The sequence below is a fragment of the Terrabacter sp. R4-6 genome, assembly GCF_057529065.1.
Genome location: NZ_CP197224.1, coordinates 1,271,517 through 1,292,931 on the forward strand (window position 1 = coordinate 1,271,517; position 21,415 = coordinate 1,292,931).

At 73.8% G+C, this 21,415-nt stretch carries 17 protein-coding genes; 9 read left to right on the forward strand and 8 right to left on the reverse strand.

The window, feature by feature from the left end; translation table 11 throughout:
- Positions 1-34: 34 nt before the first annotated feature.
- Entirely contained in the window at positions 35-895 is an 861-nt protein-coding gene (locus ACSSS0_RS05980) for a glycosyltransferase family 2 protein (RefSeq protein WP_487231193.1), read from the forward strand.
- Positions 896-898: 3 nt separating this feature from the next.
- Here ACSSS0_RS05980 and ACSSS0_RS05985 read toward each other — a convergent pair whose 3' ends face one another.
- Positions 899-1,381 carry a universal stress protein gene (locus tag ACSSS0_RS05985; RefSeq protein ID WP_487230394.1) on the reverse strand — a complete coding sequence of 161 codons (483 nt, stop codon included), beginning with the start codon at positions 1,379-1,381 and terminating at the stop codon, positions 899-901.
- 180 nt (positions 1,382-1,561) lie between these two features.
- Between ACSSS0_RS05985 and ACSSS0_RS05990 the strand changes: the two genes are divergently transcribed.
- From ACSSS0_RS05990 to ACSSS0_RS06020, 7 genes are all read left to right on the forward strand, one after another.
- Entirely contained in the window at positions 1,562-2,203 is a 642-nt protein-coding gene (locus tag ACSSS0_RS05990) for a hypothetical protein (RefSeq protein WP_487230395.1), read from the forward strand.
- 1 nt (position 2,204) lies between these two features.
- Positions 2,205-2,705 carry a pyridoxamine 5'-phosphate oxidase family protein gene (locus ACSSS0_RS05995; RefSeq protein WP_487230396.1) on the forward strand — a complete coding sequence of 167 codons (501 nt, stop codon included), beginning with the start codon at positions 2,205-2,207 and terminating at the stop codon, positions 2,703-2,705.
- A gap of 55 nt (positions 2,706-2,760) precedes the next feature.
- The gene (locus tag ACSSS0_RS06000; RefSeq protein WP_487230397.1) at positions 2,761-4,599 is read left to right on the forward strand and encodes a sensor histidine kinase; all 1,839 of its coding nucleotides are present in this window, start codon (positions 2,761-2,763) and stop codon (positions 4,597-4,599) included.
- A complete protein-coding gene (locus ACSSS0_RS06005) occupies positions 4,575-5,318 on the forward strand; it encodes a response regulator (RefSeq protein ID WP_487230398.1) in 744 nt (247 codons plus the stop codon). The genes ACSSS0_RS06000 and ACSSS0_RS06005 overlap by 25 nt, the downstream gene beginning before the upstream one ends.
- A gap of 353 nt (positions 5,319-5,671) precedes the next feature.
- A complete protein-coding gene (locus tag ACSSS0_RS06010) occupies positions 5,672-6,010 on the forward strand; it encodes an ANTAR domain-containing protein (RefSeq protein WP_487230399.1) in 339 nt (112 codons plus the stop codon).
- A gap of 126 nt (positions 6,011-6,136) precedes the next feature.
- The gene (locus tag ACSSS0_RS06015; protein WP_487230400.1) at positions 6,137-7,789 is read left to right on the forward strand and encodes an LCP family protein; all 1,653 of its coding nucleotides are present in this window, start codon (positions 6,137-6,139) and stop codon (positions 7,787-7,789) included.
- Between the two features lie 109 nt (positions 7,790-7,898).
- On the forward strand, positions 7,899-8,447 hold the full coding sequence (locus tag ACSSS0_RS06020; RefSeq protein WP_487230401.1) for a copper chaperone PCu(A)C: 549 nt from the start codon (positions 7,899-7,901) through the stop codon (positions 8,445-8,447).
- Between the two features lie 10 nt (positions 8,448-8,457).
- Here the strand turns inward: ACSSS0_RS06020 and ACSSS0_RS06025 are convergent, their stop codons facing one another.
- The gene (locus ACSSS0_RS06025; RefSeq protein WP_487230402.1) at positions 8,458-9,900 is read right to left on the reverse strand and encodes a carboxylesterase/lipase family protein; all 1,443 of its coding nucleotides are present in this window, start codon (positions 9,898-9,900) and stop codon (positions 8,458-8,460) included.
- A gap of 252 nt (positions 9,901-10,152) precedes the next feature.
- Positions 10,153-11,670: a leucyl aminopeptidase family protein gene (locus tag ACSSS0_RS06030; protein ID WP_487230403.1), complete on the reverse strand. Its 1,518-nt coding sequence runs from the start codon at positions 11,668-11,670 to the stop codon at positions 10,153-10,155.
- Positions 11,671-11,788: 118 nt separating this feature from the next.
- Between ACSSS0_RS06030 and ACSSS0_RS06035 the strand changes: the two genes are divergently transcribed.
- Complete coding sequence (locus ACSSS0_RS06035; protein WP_487230404.1) at positions 11,789-13,594, forward strand: SLC13 family permease; 1,806 nt, start codon at positions 11,789-11,791, stop codon at positions 13,592-13,594.
- Here the strand turns inward: ACSSS0_RS06035 and ACSSS0_RS06040 are convergent.
- The 5 genes from ACSSS0_RS06040 to ACSSS0_RS06060 all read right to left on the reverse strand — a co-directional run bounded on the left by ACSSS0_RS06040 (position 13,569) and on the right by ACSSS0_RS06060 (position 21,354).
- A complete protein-coding gene (locus ACSSS0_RS06040; RefSeq protein ID WP_487230405.1) occupies positions 13,569-14,726 on the reverse strand; it encodes a lysylphosphatidylglycerol synthase domain-containing protein in 1,158 nt (385 codons plus the stop codon). The two genes, ACSSS0_RS06035 and ACSSS0_RS06040, sit on opposite strands and share 26 nt — an antisense overlap.
- A gap of 5 nt (positions 14,727-14,731) precedes the next feature.
- Positions 14,732-14,938 (reverse strand): hypothetical protein, encoded by a 207-nt coding sequence (locus ACSSS0_RS06045; RefSeq protein ID WP_435984862.1) that lies wholly within the window; start codon positions 14,936-14,938, stop codon positions 14,732-14,734.
- Between the two features lie 189 nt (positions 14,939-15,127).
- Positions 15,128-18,019 (reverse strand): winged helix-turn-helix domain-containing protein, encoded by a 2,892-nt coding sequence (locus tag ACSSS0_RS06050; RefSeq protein WP_487230406.1) that lies wholly within the window; start codon positions 18,017-18,019, stop codon positions 15,128-15,130.
- Between the two features lie 648 nt (positions 18,020-18,667).
- On the reverse strand, positions 18,668-19,894 hold the full coding sequence (locus tag ACSSS0_RS06055) for an MFS transporter (RefSeq protein ID WP_487230407.1): 1,227 nt from the start codon (positions 19,892-19,894) through the stop codon (positions 18,668-18,670).
- Positions 19,895-19,929: 35 nt separating this feature from the next.
- Positions 19,930-21,354, reverse strand: coding sequence for an FAD-dependent oxidoreductase (locus tag ACSSS0_RS06060; protein ID WP_487230408.1), 1,425 nt, complete (start codon positions 21,352-21,354; stop codon positions 19,930-19,932).
- Between the last annotated feature and the right edge of the window lie 61 nt (positions 21,355-21,415).

The window sequence follows — 21,415 nt, forward strand, 5'->3', positions numbered from 1 at the left end:
ACCCTCGGCAGCGGGGAGGCACCGGGTGACGGTCGTGACGATCGTGCACGGGCGCCACACGCACCTCGAACGCCAGCTGTGGGGCTTGCGCCGCCAAACCCGTCCGCCGGACGCTCACGTGGTCGTCGCGATGGACGACCCGGCGGTCGAGGCGCTCGCCCGGTCGCACGCCGGGCCCTGGGACGTGGACGTCGCGAGCCTGCCGCGACGAGGGGGTCGGCTGCCGCTGGCCGCGGCGCGCAACCTCGGGGTCGCCGTCGCCGCCGGAGCCGGCGCCGAGCAGGTCGTGCTCCTCGACGTCGACTGCATCCCCTCCCCGGGCCTCGTCGAGCGGTATGCCGCCGTGCTCGACGACGCGGGCCGACAGGCTCTCGGACCGGGCGGCCCGGGCGGCCCCCTCGTGCTCTCGGGCGAGGTGGCCTACCTGCCGCCGGCCCCGGCGGGACGCGACTACCGCGACCTCGACCTCCCGGCCCTGGCCGCCCCGCACCCCGCCCGGCCGGTCCTGGGCGCCGACGAGGTCCGCCCCGCCGACGACCTGCGCCTCTTCTGGTCGCTCTCCTTCGCACTGACCGTGGGCTCCTGGGAGACCGTCGGAGGCTTCGACGAGGCCTACGTCGGCTACGGCGGCGAGGACACCGACTTCGGCCAGCGTCTCGGCGCCTCAGGTGGGCGCCTGCTTTGGGTCGGCGGGGCCGCGGCGCACCACCAGCACCACCCGACGGCCTCGCCCCCCGTCCAGCACGTGCACGACGTGGTCGCCAACGCCAACCGCTTCGCCCGGCGGTGGGGCTGGTGGCCGATGGAGGGCTGGCTCGACGCCTTCGCGGCGCAGGGGCTCGCCCGGCGCGCGCCCGACGGCACGTGGCACGTCGGCGGGGACGCGCCGGTCTGAGCCTCAGCGGGCCAGCACCACGGTGCTGAGCGCGTGCTCGACGACGGCCCGACTCGTCGAGCCGAGCGACATGCCGGCGAACCCGCCGCTCCCGGTTGCCCCGAGGACGACGAGGTCGGCCACCGCGGACAGGCTGATCAGCTGCTCGGCAGCATGTCCCGAGAGCACCTGCTGCTCGATGACGACGTCCGGGAAGTCATCCGCCACCTCGTCCACGACCTCCCCCAGGAAGGCCCGGGTGGCCTCCTCGGGGTCGGCCGTGAACCACCACGGGGACGTACCGACACGCTCGGGCGGCCCCAGCGGATAGAGGTGCCACACCGCGGCCGCGACGACCACGGAGCCCTTGGCGCGCGCATCGGCACAGGCCCACCGCAGCGCGGTCCGGCTCTGCTTCGAGCCGTCCACGCCCACCACGATCCTGCCCGTCTGCCGCGTCGCGTCGGAGCGCGTCGGGCCTTGCCCGGGCCGTGCCGTCTCGTCCATGGTGCTCACCTCTGTGCTCAGCCTCCGCCGCGGCCCGGCCACGCGACAGATCCATCGGTCCTGTCCGATCCGGGACCTTGGTCCCGCCAGCCCGCGACCTTCGGCCGTGTCATGGTGCGCCCCGCCCCGCGCACCATCGAGACAGCGCCGCGCCCGGCGCCGCCGATCAGGGAGAGCACCATGTGCACCGTTCTCATCACGTACTCCACCCCACCGCCCCCACCGGATGCCGCGACCGAGTCGCACGACACCCGCGTCGTCCCCACCGGGACACCCGTCACCTCGGCCGGCCCCGCTTCCTCCGCGTACGCCGCGACGACCGCCGGCATCGACGAGGCCATCGCGGCGTCGATCGCGGACGAGCTCTCCCACGCCGGGCACCGCGTCACCTGCCGCCCGTGCGTCGCCATCACGTCGAGGGAGGGCTTCGACCTCGTCGTCGCCGTCGACCACCTGCACGTGAGCCACTGGAGCGGGCGGCCCTCGGTCCGCGTCCGGCCCACCGAGCCGACGGACGGCGGTTCCGACGCCGGACCGGAGGACGGCCGGGCGACGATCCCGATGACGTGGTGCGCCGACTGGCGTGCCGTCGACGCGTGGGCGCGCAGCGTCGGCGACCACCTCGTGCACTTCCTCGAGGTGCGCACCGAGCTGGCCCGCGTCCGTGCCGAGCTCGACCGGTGCCGGGCGATGCTGTCAGCCGTGACGCCCGAGCCGAGGCCGGTCAGCGCCGTCGAGCTCGGACGCCCCGTCGGACACGACTCCGCCCGCGCCCGCCACCCCCAGCGCCTGGCCTCGGCCGGGCCGACGCAGAGGTCCTGAGATGACGAGCCAAGGGCAGCAGGCCGGCGACGGCGCCACGGGCAGCCACGGGCAGCGCTCGAGCCGGCGGATCAACTATGCCGACCTGACGACGGCCGAGTGCCAGACCCTGCTCGAGTCGCGCGAGGTCGGACGCATCGGGTGGAACGCCGGCCACGGTCCCCAGATCTTCCCCGTCAGCTACGCCTGCGCGGCCGACCTCATCGTCTTCCGCACCTCGCCCTTCGGCGTCCTCTCGGAGCTCGTGCGTCCGACCCAGGTCGTCTTCGAGGTGGACGACCTGGACGACGTCGCACACACGGGGTGGAGCGTCATCGCCCGGGGTCGCGCCCAGGCCGTCGCGTCACCCGCGCTGCTCACCCACCTGTGGACCGTCGACGGCGCAGAGCCGTGGGCCGGCGGCGTGCGCAACGTCTTCATCGGCATCAGCGTCGAGAAGATCACGGGCCGCTCCTTCGGGTCGCAGCGCGTGCCCTCTGCGGCTCGACGTCGTGCACGCTGACGGCCCCACGGGACCTGACGCAACGAGCCACCGGCGCAGCCGCGCGGGCCTAGCCTTGGGTGATGACGCCCCCGCGACCCTCGCCGACGGCACGCTGATGGCCGAGCGCGTCCCGTCGTCCCGCGTCACGGGCGCCCCGGGGTCGCGCGTCTCGGCGGGCTCCGCGGAGGACCGCCTCCGTGGGCTGCTCGCCGCGAACCGCTCGGTCGTCTCGGAGCTCGCGCTCCCGGCCGTGCTGAGGCGCATCGTCGAGGCCGCCCGCGAGGTCGCGGGCGCCCGGTACGCCGCACTGGGGGTCATCGGGATCGACGGCGGGCTGGAGCAGTTCATCCACTCAGGCATGGCTGCCGAGGTGGTCGAGCGGATCGGCCACCTGCCCACGGGTCGCGGAGTGCTGGGTGCGCTCATCGAAGAGCCCCAGCCGATCCGTCTGCACGCCATCTCCGATGACCGACGCTCTGTCGGATTCCCCGCGGGGCACCCGCCGATGCACGGCTTCCTCGGAGTGCCCGTGCGGTCGCGCGGCGAGGTCTTCGGCAACCTCTACCTCGCCGAGCGCCTCGACGGCTCGGACTTCACCTCCGACGACGAGGACCTCGTCGTCGCTCTCGCCGCGAGCGCCGGCGTGGCCATCGAGAACGCCCGGCTCTACGAGGAGTCGCGGCGCCGCCAGGAGTGGCTGCGGGCCTCTGCCGAGATCACCCGCGACCTGCTTCGCCCGGGCCTCGGCGAACAGGTGCTCGTCCGCATCGCCGACGCGGTCCTGCGCCTCGCCGACGCCGACGTCGTCACGCTCGACTTCCCCGACCGGACTGGCGCCGCGCCCGCCGACGAACCACTCGCACGGGCCGCCCCCCTCGTCGTCGAGGTCGCGCGCGGGGACGGTGCCGACCGGCTCGTGGGGACGGCCTACCGCTCGGGCCCGTCGCTCGCCGGGACGGCGATGCGCGAGCGGCGGGCCGTCCTCGCAGAGACGTCCGGGGCAGCCGACCCGACGCTCGCGTGGGTCGCCGAGGACGGCTCGGGCGGACCTGCCATGGCGTGCCCCCTCGTCGGCGAGGCCGGGGTGCGTGGCGCCGTCGTCGTCGCACGACGCCGTGGGAGCCGTCCCTTCACCGCCACCGACGTCGAGATGGCCGAGCAGCTCGCGACCCACGCCGCCCTCGCGCTCGAGCTCGCTGACGGCCGAGCCGACGAGGAGCGCGTCGCCGTGCTCGAGGACCGCCACCGGATCGCCCGCGACCTCCACGACCTCGTCATCCAGCGCATCTTCGCGACCGCCCTGTCGCTCGAGGCCGTCACCGAACGAGCAGCCGAGACCGCGGTCCGCACGACGCTGCGCCGCGCCGTCGAGGACCTCGACGAGACGATCCGGCAGATCCGGGCCTCGATCTTCGAGCTGCAGGAGCCTCCCTCGTCACTCGACGCCCGCGCCGTCCTCCTCGAGGTGGTCGCCACCGCCACGGCGGGTCTCGGCCTCGAGCCGACCCTCCGGCTCGAGGGGCCGGTCGCGACGGTCATCGATCCCGACCTGCTCCACGAGGTCACGGCAGTGCTCCGCGAGGCCCTGGCGAACGTCGCCAAGCACGCGCGGTGCTCGGCCGTCGCCGTCCGCGTCGTCGTCACGGCCGACGCCGTCACGGTCGAGGTGGCTGACGACGGGCCCGCCGTGCGGGGTGCGCACCCCGGCGGCACGACGAGCTGGAGCGGTCCCGACGACCCGGACGCCCTGGGCGACCTGGGCGTAACTGACAGGTCCGCGCACCCGCCCGAGCGCCGGCACCGGGGCCTTGCCAACCTCACGAGACGGGCCCGCGACCACGGAGGGGACTGCACGCTCACGACCGACGGGAAGGAGACGGTGCTGAGATGGACCGCGTTGCTGACCCCATGACGACGCCGATCACGGTGTTCCTGCTCGATGACCACGAGATCGTCCGACGCGGCCTCATCGACCTGCTCGAGTCGCACGACGGGTTCCGGGTCGTCGGGGAGGCGGGCACGGCCGCCGAGGCCCTGCGGCGCATCCCGACGCTCGCCCCGCAGGTGGCGCTGCTCGACGCGCGGCTCCCCGACGGCAGCGGCATCGACGTCTGCCGTGACATCCAGGTGAGCAGCCCCACGACGCGCTGTCTCATCCTCACCTCCTTCGACGACGACGACGCCCTCTTCGCCGCGGTCATGGCCGGCGCATCGGGCTACCTGCTCAAGCAGATCCGCGGGACGTCCCTCACGGAGGCCGTCGCGCACGTCGCCGCCGGACACTCCCTCATCGACCCGGCCCTCGTCGAGCGCCTGCTCGAACGGATCCGCCGGCCCCAGGGCACCCACCCGGAGCACGGCGCGGGATCCCGCGTGCCGGGGCGGACCGGCCCGGGTCGCCCGGGCTCGCACTCGCAGTCCCTGACCGACCGCGAGCAGGAGATCCTCACCCTCATCGCCGAGGGGCTGACCAACCGCCAGATCGGTGAGCGCCTGCACCTCGCCGAGAAGACCGTCAAGAACTACGTGTCCGGCCTGCTCGCCAAGCTCGGCTTCGAGCGCCGGACCCAGGCCGCCGTCTACGGGGCCCAGCACGGCGCTGACCCCGCGGAGCGTCACGAGGGCCCGTGACGGCATACGCGAGGCCGCCGGCTGTAACGGAAGCAAGCGGGCCGCGATGGTGTGGGTGAGGCGGCACCCGATCCCCCGAGCGGGTGCCGTCTCGCTTCCTGTCCGGCGCCTGCGCCCGGCGGCGACGTCACCGCCGCCCCTGGCTGGTTGAAGAGCGACGATGCCGCCACCTGACGAGTACCCGTCGCCGCGCGCCTCAGTCGTCGGCCGACGTCCCGCGTCCCCTCGGTCGACCCGGACGACGTGCACCCCCCCCCGCTCGGCACCACGTGTCGCACCGTTCCCCTAGGCTTGACGAGCGCCAATCGCGGTCGAGCAAAGGCTGCCGGCGGGGTACCAGTAGGAGTTTTCGCATGGAGCCACACGTCGTGGCGGGCACCTCGCCCAGAGACGGGGTCGACACGGTCTTCGGAGCGTCCGGCGACGCCGACGAGCAGCTGACCCCCGTCGAGACCTACCTCCTTGAGGCCCTCGAGCGCCTCGACGCCGCAGAGTCGCGAGCCCTCCAGCTCGAGGCCGCCCTCGCCCACAGCCGCGACATCGGCGCCGCCATCGGCATCCTCATGGCGCTCCGCCGGGTGACCCGGGAGCAGGCGTTCGACGAGCTGCGGCAGGCCAGCATGGCGCGCAACGTCAAGCTGCACGTGCTGGCTCTCGAGGTCGTCGAGACGGGGCTCCTCGGCCGGTCCTGACCCGCTCACCGATCGCCGGCCACTCCCCACGATCGGTCCGTCCGCCGCGGTGCTTCTGCTCGGCGCCCCGGGACGGCATGATGGCGCTCGGTGACCTGCGCACGGGACCAGGCCGGGAGGAGCACGATGCAGCCGGACGGCGCCATCGCGGACGAGTCGCGACCGCAGTCCGGGCCGGCCCCAGACCCAGCCCCGGCCACGGCCCGATCCGACGAGCCGCGCCGCAACCAGGTGCGACGCGAGCTGGACTCGGGCTTCCGCCGCGCGCTCGGTCTCACCGCCCTCGGCACCGTCCTGCCGGGTGCCGGCCTGACCCAGACCCGCAGCCGCTGGGTCGGCTGGTGCATCCTCGGCGTCACCCTGGCCGCTGCCGCCTGCGGGGCCTACGCGGTGCTGACCCAGGGCGTCACGAGCGCCGCGCTCACGGTCGTGTCGCGGCCGGACCTGCTTCGCATGGCCGTCGTCGTCATCGTGGTGTGGGGGCTCGTCTGGTGCGCGTCGATCGTCCTCACCGCCGTCCGAGCCCGGCCGCGCGCCCTCGACCGGGGCCGCACCCGCCTGCTCGCCGGGTTCACGACGCTCATGGTGCTGGTGGTGGGTGGCGGGGCGTGGACCGCGGCGGACTACGCCCTCATCACCCAGGACACCGTCGAGGTCGTCTTCTCGGCGCCACCCGCGCGACCCGGCGTCGGTGCCTCGGTCGTCGAGGGAGACGACCCGTGGGCCCAGCAGGCCCGGGTCAACCTCCTGCTGCTCGGCTCCGACGCGGGCTCCGACCGGATCGGCAGCCGCACCGACTCGATGATCCTCGCGAGCATCGACACGCGGTCGGGGCGCACGACCCTCGTCTCGATGCCGCGCAACCTGCTCAAGGCGCCGCTCGCCGCCGACAGCCCGCTCCTCGCGCGCTACCCGTCCGGTCGCTTCGGCGACCCCGAGCGGTCGTGCGCCCAGAACGAGCCCGGCGTGACCGGCCAGTGCATGCTCACCAACCTCTACTACGAGGCGGAGGCGTATGCCGTCGACCACCCGGGCGCGTACCCCAAGGGCGTCGTGCCGGGCCGGGAGGAGATCCGCGGCGCCGTCGAGCAGATCGTCGGGCTGACCATCGACCACGTCGTCGTCATCGACCTCAAGGGCTTCTCCCTGCTCATCGACGCCATGGGCGGGCTCGACATCAACGTCAAGAACGCCGGCACCGGAGGTCCCCTGCCGATCGGCGGCCACGTGACGGCGGACCAGCGCATCGTCGACGTCACGGCGTACTTCGAGCCGGGCCGCCAGCACCTCGACGGCTGGCACTCGCTCTGGTACGCCCGCTCGCGCGCCGCCGACAACGACACGTTCCGGCAGGCTCGGCAGCGATGCGTCGTCCAGGCGATCGTCGAGCAGGTCGACCCGGCCGAGATGGTGGGGCAGTATCCCGAGCTGGCCCGCATCGCCCGCGACAACATCTACACCGACATCCCGGCCCAGAGCCTGCCCGCCTTCGTCGACCTCGTCGAGCGGGCGCAGAAGGCCAAGGTCAACAGCGTGACGCTGACCCTCGGTGACGGCATCAAGCCGTGGAACCCCGACTACGCGAGGATCCGGACGCTCGTCAGGAAGGGGATCGCCGCGCCGAAGCCGGCCAGGACACCGATCCCGTCACCGACACCGACGCCGACGTCGACGTCGACGTCGACACCGCCCGGCTCCACCGACGGCACGGGCACGACCCGGACGCCGCGCACGCCCGCGACACCGAGTCCGACGACGACGCCGTACGCGCAGTGCTGAGACCCGGGTCCGACCTGCCGCCGGCGTCCGCTCCCGGCCGGCGTTGCGCCGCCCGATCACCCTCGACGGGGGAGTCGGGCGCCGCGCGCGCCTCCTAGCGTTGACGGCCATGAGGACCAGCCCGATCGTCGTCGCCGCCCTCCTGTCGGTCAGCGTCGTTCCGCTCGCTGCCTGCACCTCGCAGCCGGACCCCGTGCAGGCGCGCATCACCAACCCCGCGCGCGGCACGAGCGTCAACGCCGAGGTCGGTGACCTCCGGCTCCTCGCGACCCGCATCGACGCTCCCGAGGACCGCAAGCTGCTCAGCGGGTCGAACACGGGCCTCTTCACGACACTCGCCAACGACGGGGCGACAGCGGACCGGCTCGTGGCCGTGAGCACCGCCTACGCCACGCAGGTCATCATGCGTCAGGGCACCGACGGACCCGAGGCTCCGGTCGGTGTCGACGTCCCGGCGAGCGGCGTGGTGTCGCTGCAGTACCCCGGCGGCCTCCACCTCGAGATGGTCGACCTCCAGCTCGACGTGCGGGCCGGTCGGCTCCTGCCCGTGACCTTCCGCTTCGAGAAGGCGGGGAGCGTCACGGTCAACGTCTTCGTCGACGGCTTCGGCCTGCCGACCGTCTCCCCCGTCTCCCCCGTGGCGCCGGCCACGAGCTGAGCGTCACCGGTCAGGACGGCTCGACGAGGTCGAGCACACTCGGGGGCTCGCGCCAGATCCGGCGCGAGACCTGCTCGGGGTAGCCCGTGACCTCCGGCTCCACGTCGAAGAGGCGCGTCGCACCCGTGTCGTACGCGGGCCAGCCGGGGTCGCCGGTCGTCGTGAACGCCGTCCACGCGCTCCTCATCTGCGCCGACACCGACTCGGCCTCCACCGAGGGGTGACCGATGAGCAGGGCGGGCTGGCCCACGGTGAGGTTGCCGAAGACGAGGGGCACGTCCAGGCCGTGACAGGCCCCGAGGACACCACCCATGCCCGGTGCCGGCCACGTCAGCTCGTAGAGGTGGGCCCGGCCGCCCGCGGCCAGCTGTGCCTCGGCGAGGTGGAGGGACGGCATACGGAAGAGCCAGTCCGAGCGCACGACGTCGTAGAGCTCCTCCGGGTCACGGAAGCTCTCGCGGTAGAGGTGCGGGTCCGGGCCGAAGATCTCGGCGGCCTCGCCGGCCTGGTCGGCGGTGACCTCGCCCAGCAGGCCGGCGAGCGCCGTGAGCAGCCGCTGCTCGTGGCGCGTGTGACCGACCAGCAGCTCGACCCGGCCCGACAGGCCCAGCCACGGTGTCGTCGGGAGCACGTCGCCGTCGACGACCGGCGCGAGCGGGACGTTCGCGTGGGCCGCGCGCCCCCAGCGGTCCGCGTGGACCTCCATCGTCGCCGCGACGGCGTCAGCGGCGGCCGGCAACGCGCGAGGGTCGGCGGCCGGCAGCTCGGAGGGGTCGAGACCCAGCTCGGCCGCGCACGCCCGGGTGATGTCGGCGGCCAGCCGAGGGGTGAAGAACGTGCCGGGCACGCTCTGCGCGATGGCCCGGTGGAAGAGCCCGACGGCGCGCGGCATGGCGAGCAGCGCCGCCACCGAGCCTCCGCCCGCGGACTGGCCGAAGACCGTGACACGCCCCGGGTCGCCGCCGAAGGCGCCGATGTTGTCGCGGACCCACTGGAGGGCAGCGACCTGGTCGAGCAGGCCACGGTTCGCCGGTGTGCCCGGGACCCAGCCGAAGCCGTCCAGGCCGACCCGGTAGTTGAAGGTCACGACGACGACCCCGTCGTGCGCCAGGGTGCTGCCGTCGTACTCCGGCAGCCCGGACGTGCCGAAGAGGTAGGCCCCTCCCTGGATCCAGACCATGACGGGTGACCGACCGCCGAGGTCGGTCGACCAGACGTTGACGGTCAGCCACTCGTCGCCCTCGTCGGTCAGGGCGTCCATGCCGAACGCCGCCGACTGCGGCGGGGGCGGGCCGAACGCCAGGGCCGGTCGGGTGCCGTGCCAGGGCCGCACCGGTTCGGGCGCGGCGAAGGGCACCGGGGGCGCCGCGTACGGGATCCCCCGGAAGACGGCGAGATCCCCGTCGGTCGCGCCACGGACGACGCCACCCGTGACCGCGACCTCGATGTCCACCGGACGATTGTCGCCGCGGTGGCGGCTGCGGCGCGAGCCATTTGACGGGTGTCGGTCGTATGCCGCCTGCAGCAGCTCCCGGACGTCGTGTCGTCGGGCGGGCGGCCCGTGACACGGGGGCGACGGGTCCGTCCGACGCCACCGACGGGGGGTCGCCGGCGGGACCGGGGGTGCCCCCGGTCCCGCCGCCCCTCACGTCGACGTCACGTCACCGGCTGCCGACGGTGTCGTGACGGACGCGAGCGCGTGGGCTCACGCGCCGCCCTCGACCGGCCTCTCGAAGGCACAGGCGAGCTCGATGAGGAGCCGGCTGCCGAAGCCGGTAGCCCCCTTGTTGCGCCAGCCCCTGGCCTCGGGCAGCTGAGCCGTGCCGGCGATGTCGATGTGGGCCCACGGTTTGCCGCCGACGAACTCCTCGAGGAAGAGGGCCGCCGTGATCTGGCCCGCGTCGGGGCCGCCCAGGTTGGTCATGTCGGCGATCGGCGAGTCGAGCTGCTTGCGGTAGGCGCGGTGCAGCGGCAACGGCCAGACCGGCTCGTCGACGGCGTCGCCGGCTGCGCGGACCTGGTCGACGAGCGCCTCCGAGTTGCCCATGACCCCGGCGATGTCGACCCCGAGGGCCCGTAGGCACGCGCCGGTCAGGGTGGCGATGTCGACGATCGCGTCGACGTCGAGCTCGACGGCGAGGGCCAGCGCGTCGGCCATGACGAGACGCCCCTCCGCGTCGGTGTTCTTCACCTCGACGGTCTTGCCGTTGCGCATCTGGAGCACGTCGCCGAGCTTGAGCGCCGAGCCCGAGGGCATGTTGTCGGTGCACATGAGGTAGCCGGTCACCTCGGTCTCGCACCCGAGGTCGCGCAGCGCCGTCATCGCCGCGAGCACGGTGGCGGCGCCGGTCATGTCGTTCTTCATCTGGGCGTGCGACTCGTCGCTCGGCTTGATGCTGATGCCGCCGGAGTCGTACATGATGCCCTTGCCGACGAGGGCGAGGTGTCCCCGCGACGTGCCCTCGGGCACGTAGTGGAGGCGCACCATGCGCGGCTCCTCGACGCTGCCGAGGTTGACCCCGAGCAGCCCCCCGCACCCCATCTCGACGAGCTCGTCCTTGCCGACGACGTCGACCTCGAGACCGGCGGCCGGCCCGACCTCCTGGGCCACCTCACCCATCCGCGTCGCGGTCAGCGCCGCCGCCGGGCAGTTGGCGAGGTCGCGGCCGAGGGCGGCGGCACGGGCGAGCGCCTCACCCCGGCGGACGCCCTCGATCGCGGACTCCGTGTGCTGTGCCGGCGCGACGAGGATGAGGCGTTCGAGCGCCTGGTCGTCGTCCGTGTCGCTGATGCGGAAGCTCCAGCGTGCGAGGAGGACTCCCTCGGTGACGGCGCGGGCGAAGTCTGCCGGTGCCAGCCCGATCTCCCGGTCGGGCAGCTCGACGGCGAGCCGGGAGTGCTGGGGCACGGCCCGGGCGAACGTCGCGGCGAGGTCGCGGACGGCGGCCACGTCGACGTCGTCGACCGACCCGATCCCGACCGCGACGAGGGCCCGTCTCCCCCCGGGGAGCACGATCGTCTGCCCGCGCTTGCCGGTGAAGCCCACGGCGGCGAGGGCCGCGGCGTCCTGGCCGAGGTCGGCCGGCGGTTCGGCGCCCTCGGCCACGGGCACCGCGACAGCCCCGACCTCGTCGGCGCCGGGCAGCTGGGTGACGACGTCGACGGTGGTGGACGTCCGGGTGGACGGGATGGGATCCAGAGTGCGCATGGCGGGGGTGCTCACGCCGACTCCTTCCGGTGGGGTGGTCTTGGTCCTTCCGAGCATGGTCGCCCCGCCGGCGCACCCGATTCACCCGTCGTGGGTGACCGCACCGCACGGCCCCTGCACCGACGATGGGGCCATGAGCCCCGCGACGACGAGCCTGGTGGTCCTCGGGGCGACCGTCGTCCTCTTCATCTGGAACCGCCTCCCCGTGGGCGGGGTGGCCGTCCTCACCTGTCTCACGCTCTACGCGACGGGCCTCGTCGACGCGGACACGGCGCTGTCGGGGTTCGGCGACCCCGTGGTCGTGTTCATCGCCTCCCTCTTCGTCGTCAGCGAGGCGATCGACTCGGCCGGCGTGACGACGTGGGCCGGCCAGCGGCTCATCGACGTGGTCGGCGACGGAGCCGTCCGGCTCATGGTCGCGGTGCTCGGCCTGTGCGCGGTGCTGACCGCCGTCATCACCCTCAACGGCTCGGTCGCGGCGCTGCTGCCCATGGTGCTCGTCCTTGCCACCCGCATCCAGCGGTCGCCGTCGCTCATGCTCATGCCGATGGCCTTCGCCGGGAGCGCCGGGTCCCTCCTCGCCCTGACGGGAAGCCCGGTCAACGTCATCGTCGCGAACGCAGCCGTCGACGCCGGTGCCGACCCCTTCCGCTTCTTCGACTTCGCCGTCGTCGGCCTGCCGCTCGTCATCGGCACCGTGACGCTCGGGGTCCTCCTCGGACCACGGGTGCTCCCCCGCCGGTCCTCGTCGCAGCCCGTCCGTGACCTCGGTCGGCACGCGAGCCGGCTCGCGGCCTACTACGAGCTGCACGACGGCTTCTACCGGCTCCGGGTGCGCCCCGGGTCGCCCGTCGTCGGGGTGCCGGCCGCGCGACTCGACCTCGCGGCATACCCGGGGGTGACGCTCATCGGCGTGCAGAGCGCCGGCGGGCACGCCGTGACGGGGGCGACCCCGGTCGGCGACGACGACGTCGTCGTCGTCAGCGGGGCGAGCGACGCGGTGAGCCGCCTCGTGCCCGAGCTGCGTCTCGCCGTCGCGATGCGACCGATCACGGTCGGGTCGGCCGGCATCATGAACCGCGAGGTCGGCGTCGCCGAGGTCGTCGTGCCCCCGCGCTCCCCGCTCGTCGGCGAGACGTCCTTCCCCGGCCAGATGCGCGGGAGCGACCTCGTCGTGCTCGGCATCCGTCGGCTCGGCAAGGACGTCGGCGCCACCCCCCTGGAGCTGACGGCCGGCGACAGCCTCCTGCTGCACGGCACGTGGACGTCGATCGAGGAGCTCGTCCACGACCGCGACGTGCTCCTCGTCGACTCCCCGGATCTCGTTCGGCGACAGGCGGTTCCGCTCGGACCGCGGTCGGGACGGGCCATCGCCGTCCTCCTCGTCATGGTCGTCCTGCTCGCGCTGGGGGTCGTGCCGCCGGCCATCGCGGGCCTCGCCGCCGCAGCCGCGATGGTGCTCACCAGGGTCATCAGCGTCAATCAGGCCTACCGCGCCGTCTCGTGGCAGACCGTCGTGCTCATCGGCGGCCTCATCCCGCTGTCGACCGCGATCGAGACGAGCGGGGCGGCCGACCTCGTGGCGAGGGGGCTCATCGACGTCGTGGGCGAGGGCCGGCCCTACGTGCTGCTCGTCGCGCTCTTCGCCCTCACGGCGATCCTCGGGCAGGTCGTCAGCAACACCGCGACGGTGCTCATCGTCGTACCGATCGCGGTCGCCGCGGCCCAGGAGACCGGGGTCTCGGTGCTGCCGGTGCTCATGCTCGTCGCGGTCGCCGGCGCCGCGTCCCTGCTCACCCCGATCGCGACGCCCGCCAACATGATGATCATGGGCCCGGGCGGCTACCGCTTCGGCGACTACTGGCGACTCGGGCTGCCGGTCCTGCTCCTGTGGCTGGTCGTCTCCGTCGCCGTCATCCCCCTCGTGTGGCGTTTCTGAGGGCCGCGGCCTCGGCGACGTGCCCGCGACGCCACCTCGTCACCGTCACAGCCCCGAGGGCGAGTGGCACGAGCATCCAGCAGACACGGAAGACGACGAGGCCGGCCACGGCCTCCGCCTCGAACAGCCCTTGCTCCAGACCCAGCACGGCGATGACGGCGGCATCGAGCACCCCGACGCCACCGAACGGCAGGGCCGTGAGCGGATAGCTGATGAGCAGGGCCACGACGATGGTCACGGTGGGCGCGACGACCGCAGGCACGCCGGCGAAGCGCAGCGACAGCACGAGCAGCAGCGCCTCGCTGAGCACCAGCCCGACCTGGCAGGCCATGGCCCTGCCCCAGCCGCGGCGCAGCACGTCGCCGGCCTGCCGGACGAACGCGGCGGCGCGCTCCGACCACGCGACGGAGTCGACCCGTGAGGTGATCCTGCGCAGCCGGCCCCCGACCCACGCGGCGGCGCGCGCTGCGGACCGTTCACCCCGCGATGCGATGACGAGTCCGACGACGACCGCGAGGCTGACCGCGCCGCTCGACAGCGCGGTCCAGACGTAGGCCGGCTCGGCCTGACCGGCGACCGCGGCGAGTCCCAGCCCGAGGACGGGTGCACCGAAGCGCGCCACGTAGTAGGTCAGGGTGTTGAGCGAGATGCCGGCGATGCCCTCGGCGGGCGGGATCCCCCACGAGCGGAGCATCGCGATGCGCAGCACGACGTCGCCCGGTGGCGGCGCGACAGTCGCGACGAGGTTGGCCGACAGGTCGTTGGACACCGCGCGGCGCAGGCCGAGGGACGGGACGATGACCGCGAGCGGCCCGGCGTTGAGGCACTGTCGCAGCGCGACGACGACGAGCAGGACCAGGACCTGGAGCGGGGCGAGACCGGTGACGGCGTCCCAGACGGCCGGCCAGTTGACCCGCCGGACGACGCGGCTGAACCACCACAGCGCGAGGACCGTGAGCCCGATCTTCAGGGTGCCGACGAGCAGAGCCCGTCGTCGGCTCGCCCGTCGCGGCTCCGCCGGTCGCGCCGACGGCGTCGACGGAACCGACGGTCGTGACGGCGGCGGCGGCGCGTCGGCCCGCCGCTGCCGAGGGGTGCCGGCCGCAGGGTCCCCAGCGGACTCCCGTGTCACCGGAGCTAGTCCGGGAGACGCCGCAGCTCGAGGAGCGTGAAGCCGAGGTCCTGGAAGCGGTCGAGGATGCCGTGCAGGTGCGGGGCGTCCTGGACGTCCCCGTACATGACCGAGCCCTTGGTACCGACCTCCACGGTCGACTCGTCGAGCTCGGGGAAGGCCGCCCGGGCGACCTCGGGGATCTGCTCGGCCAGGATGAACTCGTAGCGCACGCCGCCCCCTTCATGGGTCGATCCGGATGCCGAATGCTCCTGGTCCGATCGTGCCGCTCCGGATGGGGCGCGGCCTCACCCCGGGCGGGTGACCTCGTCCCTGTCGACCCGGCGGGTGACCTCGTCCTTGTCGACCCGGCGGGTGACCTCGTCCCTGTCGACCCGGCGGGTGACCTCGTCCTTGTCGACCTAGAGGAGGCCGAGTCGACGCGCCGCTGCCACGGCGTCACGGCGTGAGCCGACACCGAGCTTCTGGAAGAGCGAGCGCAGCTGCGTCTTGACGGTGTTGCGGCTCACGGCCCGTGCGTCGGCGATCTCGGCGACGGTCAGCAGTGACGGCAGCTCGCGCAGCAGGCTCAGCTCGCGGGCGCTGAGGGCGACGTCGAGCAGCGGCTCGGCCCGCGGGGCGGCGGCCCGTCGCACGTGCTCGCGCAGCTCGAGGGTGAAGGCCTCGAGCTCACCGAAGCGTCCGGCGCCGACGGCCAGGACATCGGCGACGTCCGGCGCGACCTCGAGAACCATCCGCAGGGCGCGCTGCGGCGCGGCACGCGTCAGGGCGACGACGAGCCCCTCGTGGGCCACGGTGGGCTGGGCGTTGCGGTGGGCGACCACCGCCTTGACCAGGTGAGCGGTGACGGCGGCGCGCAGGGGCAGCGATCCCGGGTCGGCGGAGAGCAGCGGGGCCACGGCCAGCCTGGCAGCAGCGTCCTCGCCGGTCCGCAGGTGACGGACGCCCGACATGACGGCGACCTCGACCTCGCACCCCTGCAGCCCGGCGCACAGCTGCTCGATCTCGACCGCGAGCCGCGGGAAGCCTGCGAGCAGCACGATCCGGTGCGCCCGGGACAGCTCTCCCACGGCGAGCGCCGGAGTCATCGAGAGGCGTCCCACGTCCCTGGCGCCGGTCATGACCCGCGTCACGACGTCCTGCCGGGCGCCGGGCTCGTCCGCTGCCTCCTCGAGGTCGAGGTCGGCCTCGAGCATCCGCGCGAGCCGACCCAGCTGCTCGAGGCCGCGCGCGGCCGTCGTCGAGGCGTCGTCCCCGGCCTCGTCCTCGGGCGCCAGGAGCGCCGGTGCCATCGCCGCGACCTCGGCGAGCAAGGCGAGGGCTGTCCGGTTGAGGTCCCGGGCGGTGGTGACGTCGAGGCCTTGGTGGGCACCCCACGCGGCGAAGACGTACGAGGGGAGGAGGCGGGGCGAGAGCGCCCAGGGCGTGCCCTGGGACTCGGAGAGCACCCGCTCGGACCACGCCGTCATCTCGACGAGGTCCTCCTGGGCGGCCGCCACCGACGTGAGCCCGACCATGGCCTGCAGGGCGGACAGCACGTGCCCGGCGCGGCGCGCGGTCCCGAGGGCCGCGCCGTATGCCGTCCGGGCGTCCTCGAACCGTCCGGCCCCGAAGAGGACGCCACCACTCGTCAGCTCGTCGAGGAGGTCGAGATCTGCCTGGGCGTGGGGCACCCGGCCGACCGGCCGGCTCGACCCCGAGAGCCTCACTGCCGCAACGGAGCTCGTGGGGACGTCGGCGGGCGACACGTCGGCCCGGCGCGCGGGCTGGCTGCCCGACCAGGTCCGGAACGTCGAGGAGAGCTCCGCCGTCAGCCCGTCGGTCACCCACGCGTCGCCGCTCGGCTCACCGTCGGCGCGCACGGTCGGTTCCCCGACCGATCGCCGCCCGACGTCGTCCCCGACGAACGAGAGCCAGCGCAGGCCGACTGCCAGCAGCCGCTCGAGAGGCAGCCCGCCCGCGTCTCCGTCCGCGGGGTCGCCGTCCGCGCGGCCTCCGTCCGCCTCGGCCCCGAGCCACGGGCCCGGCTGCGACGCGAGGGAGGCCAGCTGCACACGTGCGGCCTCCGGGTCCGACAGGTCGAGGCTCGCGAGCGCGGCGACCGCCGTCATGACGGGATCGCCGAACGGGACCGTGCGGACCGCGGCGTCGATGTCCGCGGCCCGTCCGTCGAGCAGCAGGTGGAGCGCGTGGTGGTGGATGACATCGCTCATGAGGTCGAGGTCGCCCGCCGCCTCGGCGTGACGCAGCGCCTGGCCGGGGACGTCGTGGGCGGCATACCACTGCGCAGCGCGCGCGTGGACCTCACGCGCACCACGGAGGCTGCGGGACTCGAGCATCGCGCCGAGGTAGCTGCGCAGGAGCACGTGGTAGCGGTAGGTCGGTGGGCCCTCCCGGTCGACGGTGACCATGGCGTTGTCCGCCGAGAGTGCCTCGAGCAGCGCACCCGCGTCGTCGCGGCCGGTCACGGCGGCCGCGAGGTCGGGCGTGAGATCCTCGAGGACCGAGGTGGAGACGAGGAAGTCGCGCACCTCCTCGTCGAGGCTCGCGAGCACCTCCTCGACGAGGTAGCCCGACATCGCCCGGTGGCTCTGCGCGAACTCGCGCAGGAAGGCGTCGGCGTCGCGACCCCGCGACAGCGAGACGGCCGCGAGCGCGACCCCGGCCGCCCACCCCTCCGTGAGCTCCTGCAGGTGGCGCACCTGCCCGTCGTCGAGGGCGAGGTCGTGCCGGGACAACAGCTCGCGAGTGTCGTCGATGGAGAAGCGGAGCTGGTGCTCGCGCACCTCGACGAGTCGCTCCTCGAGACGCAGGCGTGCCAGGTGCAGACCCGGGTCGGCACGCGTGCCGACGACGACGTGCAGGTGCGCCGGAGCCCAGCGCACGATCAGCTCGACGAGCTCGACGCACCGTGGGTCGCGAACGAGGTGCAGGTCGTCGAGGACGAGCCACGTGTCCGCCGGCGCCTCGCCGGCGAGCTCGACGAGACGGGACACGAACGCGTGCCCGACCCGGCTCGGGACCTTCTCCGCGACGATCGCGGGGACCTGCGCCCCGATCGCCGCCCGGACGGCGCCGAGCAGGGTCTCCCCCATGACCTGGGGGTCGTTGTCCTCACGGTCGAGAGAGGCCCAGCCGACGAGGTCGCCGCGCTGCTCGAGCGCCTCCGACCAGTCCGCCAGCAGCGTGGTCTTGCCCGTGCCGACGGAGCCCGCGACGAGCACGGTCGTGCCGCACGCTCGCTCGGTCGCCGAGGCCAGCGGCACGGGAGCCGGGATCCCGGCACGCCTCACGGTCCGGACCGTGAGGCCCGGCGGTCGGTGTTTGGGCGAGCGGGGGGCGGCGGAACCGCGACCCGTGCTGTGGTCGTCGGTCGTCCGCGCCGTCCCCGAGTGCACGGCGTCAGCTCTCGCCGGAGGACGTGTCCGGCCGCCCGGACGGGACCGGGGAATCCGGGGGATCCGGGGGATCCGCGGGGTCGGTGGTCTGTCCGTGGAAGGAGGTCCGTGCTGGGAGGGGCATCACGGTGCACTTTCGTGAGGGGTACGCCGGCGACACATCCGGGCCGACCGCTCGATCGCCGGCCACCGCGGTGACCGGCCTCTCGGCCCGGTCTCACCGTACCCCTGCCCACAGCCGCCGTTCAGGATTCAGGCGTTTCCTCGTGGGAGTACCCAGAGGGTGAGGACCGGTTTGCCGGGCCGAGCAGCCGGGACGCACGTCCTCGGACACCGCAACCGCCCGCGGACGGCCGGGTGGTGCGAGAGTAAAGACCTCATCAGGGGGTGAGCCGATGTCCATGAGCGCGGAGTGCGAGAACGGCTGGCACAAGAGGTGCCCGGCGAACGGGAGGGTGGACCACACGTGTTCGTGCGCGTGCCACTGGGACGACGACGACGAGCCACGCGACTGACCCGCCCCGGTCCCTGGCGAGGCGTCCCTCAGGCCGTCACGGCAATCCCCGCCGCCACGGCCGAGACCGCAGCGACCAGCCAGAAGAGGGCCGCGTGGCCTCCGAGCGGTCCCGCGAGGGCGGCTCCGACCCACGGCGCCAGCGCTCCGGCGATGGTGACGGGGGCGGCCAGGATCGCGGTCAGTCGTCCGTAGGCGGAGGTGCCCCAGCGGTCCGTGACGGCGGTCGCCTGCAGCAGGGTGAGGTTGCCACGGACCGTTCCGGCGCCCACGGCCACGAGGGTGACGAGCCAGAGCGGACCGGCCAGCGACGCGAGGAGCGCCGTCGTCACGGCCCCGGCGAGGATGAGCACGGCGGTCCGCGCACGGACTGTGGTGCGCGCCGCCAGAGACCTGTAGAGCATGCGGCCCAGGGTCTGGCCCAGACCCCCGAGCCCGAGCGCCCACGCAGCCTGGGCGGTGGAGGCTCCGCGTTCGGTGAGCAGCGGAATCAGCCCGAACACGACGGCGTACATGGCGAACCCGGACAGCGCGAGGGCGACCGCGAGCTGGAGGAAGGGCCTGCTCCTGGTGATCGCGTGAGCGTCAGGCACGGCGTCGACCGGCCCCGCCGCCGCGTCGGGGTCGTGCGGTGGCCAGGGGCCCCGGAGACCCACGGCGTGCAGGGGTACAGCCGTGAGCAGGACGATGCACGCGAGCACCAGAGTGGCCTCACGCCAGCCGAGGTGCTCGGTGAGGGTCGCCGTGATCGGGGCGAAAACGGTGCTGGCGAGGCCGCCGGCAAGGGTGAGGACGGTCAGAGCGCGGACCCGGTCACGGCCGTACCAGCGCGTGAGTGCGGCGAAGGCGGGCTGGTAGAAGGTCGCTGCCATGGCGGCACCGGCCAGTACCCAGCCGACCGTGAAGACGGCGACGTCGGCGGCGGTGGCGATGATCACCAACGCTGCCGCACCGATCAGCGAGCCTGCCGTCATGACCCGACGTGGTCCTGACGTGTCGACCAGCCGTCCGACCGGGAGGCCGACGAGCGCGGAGACCACGAGTGCGGCGGAGAAGGCCGCGGTGGTGGTCGTCGCGGACCATCCGGTGTCCCGGGTGAGGGCGGGCAGCATGACGGGGAAGGCGTAGTAGAGCACGCCCCAGCCGACGACCTGGGTGACGCACAGGGCGGGGAGTGCCCAGGTGGGACGGTGGGGGACGCCGGACCGCACGGCGACGCCGACGCCAGCACTGGACCCCGACGTCTCCGTGGTCACCGGGCTCACCGGGCCGACGTCGCCGGCGCGTGGGGTCAGCACCCGGTGGGTCCGCACGCTCCCCCGCTGCTGGACGGGGCACCGATCTGGACGAGCTGCGGTACGGCGGGTACGCAACACCCGCCGACTGCCTCGCCGTCGGCGCCCCTCGTGGTGGAGTCCGGGTCGTCGAACAGGCCCGCCCCGCCACAGACCCCGGTCTCGGGAAGCGTGAGCTCGACCCGAGAGGCGGACTCGTGGTCACCGGCCAGCGCGGCCGCCACGGAGCGGACCTGCTCGTAACCGGTGAGCGCCAGGAAGGTCGGCGCGCGGCCGTAGGCCTTCATCCCGACGACGTAGACGCCCTGCTCGTCATGTGCGAGCTCGCCGGCGCCGTGCGGGTAGACGGTGCCGCACGAGTGGACGTTGGGATCGATGAGCGGCGCGAGCCCGATGGGCGCCTCGAGCCGGTCGTCGAGGCGTAGGCGCAGCTCCGACATGATCGTGTGGTCCGGACGGAACCCCGTGAGGCCGACGACCTCGTCCAGCCCGTCGACACGACGCCCGTCCTCGCCCACCAGCGCCAACGTGCCACTGCCCGTGCACTCGACAGCCTGCGTCCGGAACCCGGTGACCACCTCGATGTGTCCCGCCGTGACGGCGTCGCGGGCGCGCAGGCCGAGAGCGCCGCGGGCCGGGAGCTGGTCCGCGCCGCCGCCGCCGAAGGCGTTGCCGACCGCACCCCGGCGCAGGACCCAGACGGCCTTCGTGCCCGGCACCTTCTCGGCGAGCGAGGCCAAGGCGACCAGGGCCGTCAAGGCGGAGTGGCCCGAGCCGACGACGGCTGTCCGCTTGCCGCCGAAACGGGCCACGTCGTCGGCGGTGCTGACGTCGGGGACGCGGTAGGCGACGTGGGCTGCCACGTCGGGCTCGCGCTCGCCGTCTGCCGCATAGCCGTCGCTGCCGAGCGGGTTCGGGAGCGTCCACGTGCCGGAGGCGTCCACGACGGCACCGGCCGTGATGCGGCGGGCGCGACCGTCGGCGTCCCTCACGTGGACGGTGAACGGCTGGTCCTCCCGACCGGAGTCGACGACGCGGTCTCGCCCCTGCCGGGCGACCCCGGTGACGGTGGCCCCGTAGTGGACGTGTTCGCCGAGAGCGTCGGCCAGTGGTCGGAGGTACTCATCCACCCACTCGGCGCCGGTCGGGTAGTGACTCGCGTCGGGCTCGACCCAGCCCTGGCCGGAGAGCAGCCGCCGGGCGGCCGGGTCGACGAGCTCGGACCAACGGGAGAAGAGCCGCACGTGGCCCCATGAAGCCACGGAGGCGCCCGCGTGGTCGCCGCGCTCGAGCACCATCGGCTCGAGCCCCCGCTCGAGAAGGTGCGCCGCGGCGGCCAGACCGATCGGGCCGGCGCCGATGACGACGGTGGGTGGCTGTGGGGCGTCGTGGTTCATGGGGACCTCCGCGGTCTCGAGCATTGATTCGATCATTGTCGATATCGCATCCTTGCCCGCGGGTTCGACCAATGTCAAGATAGAC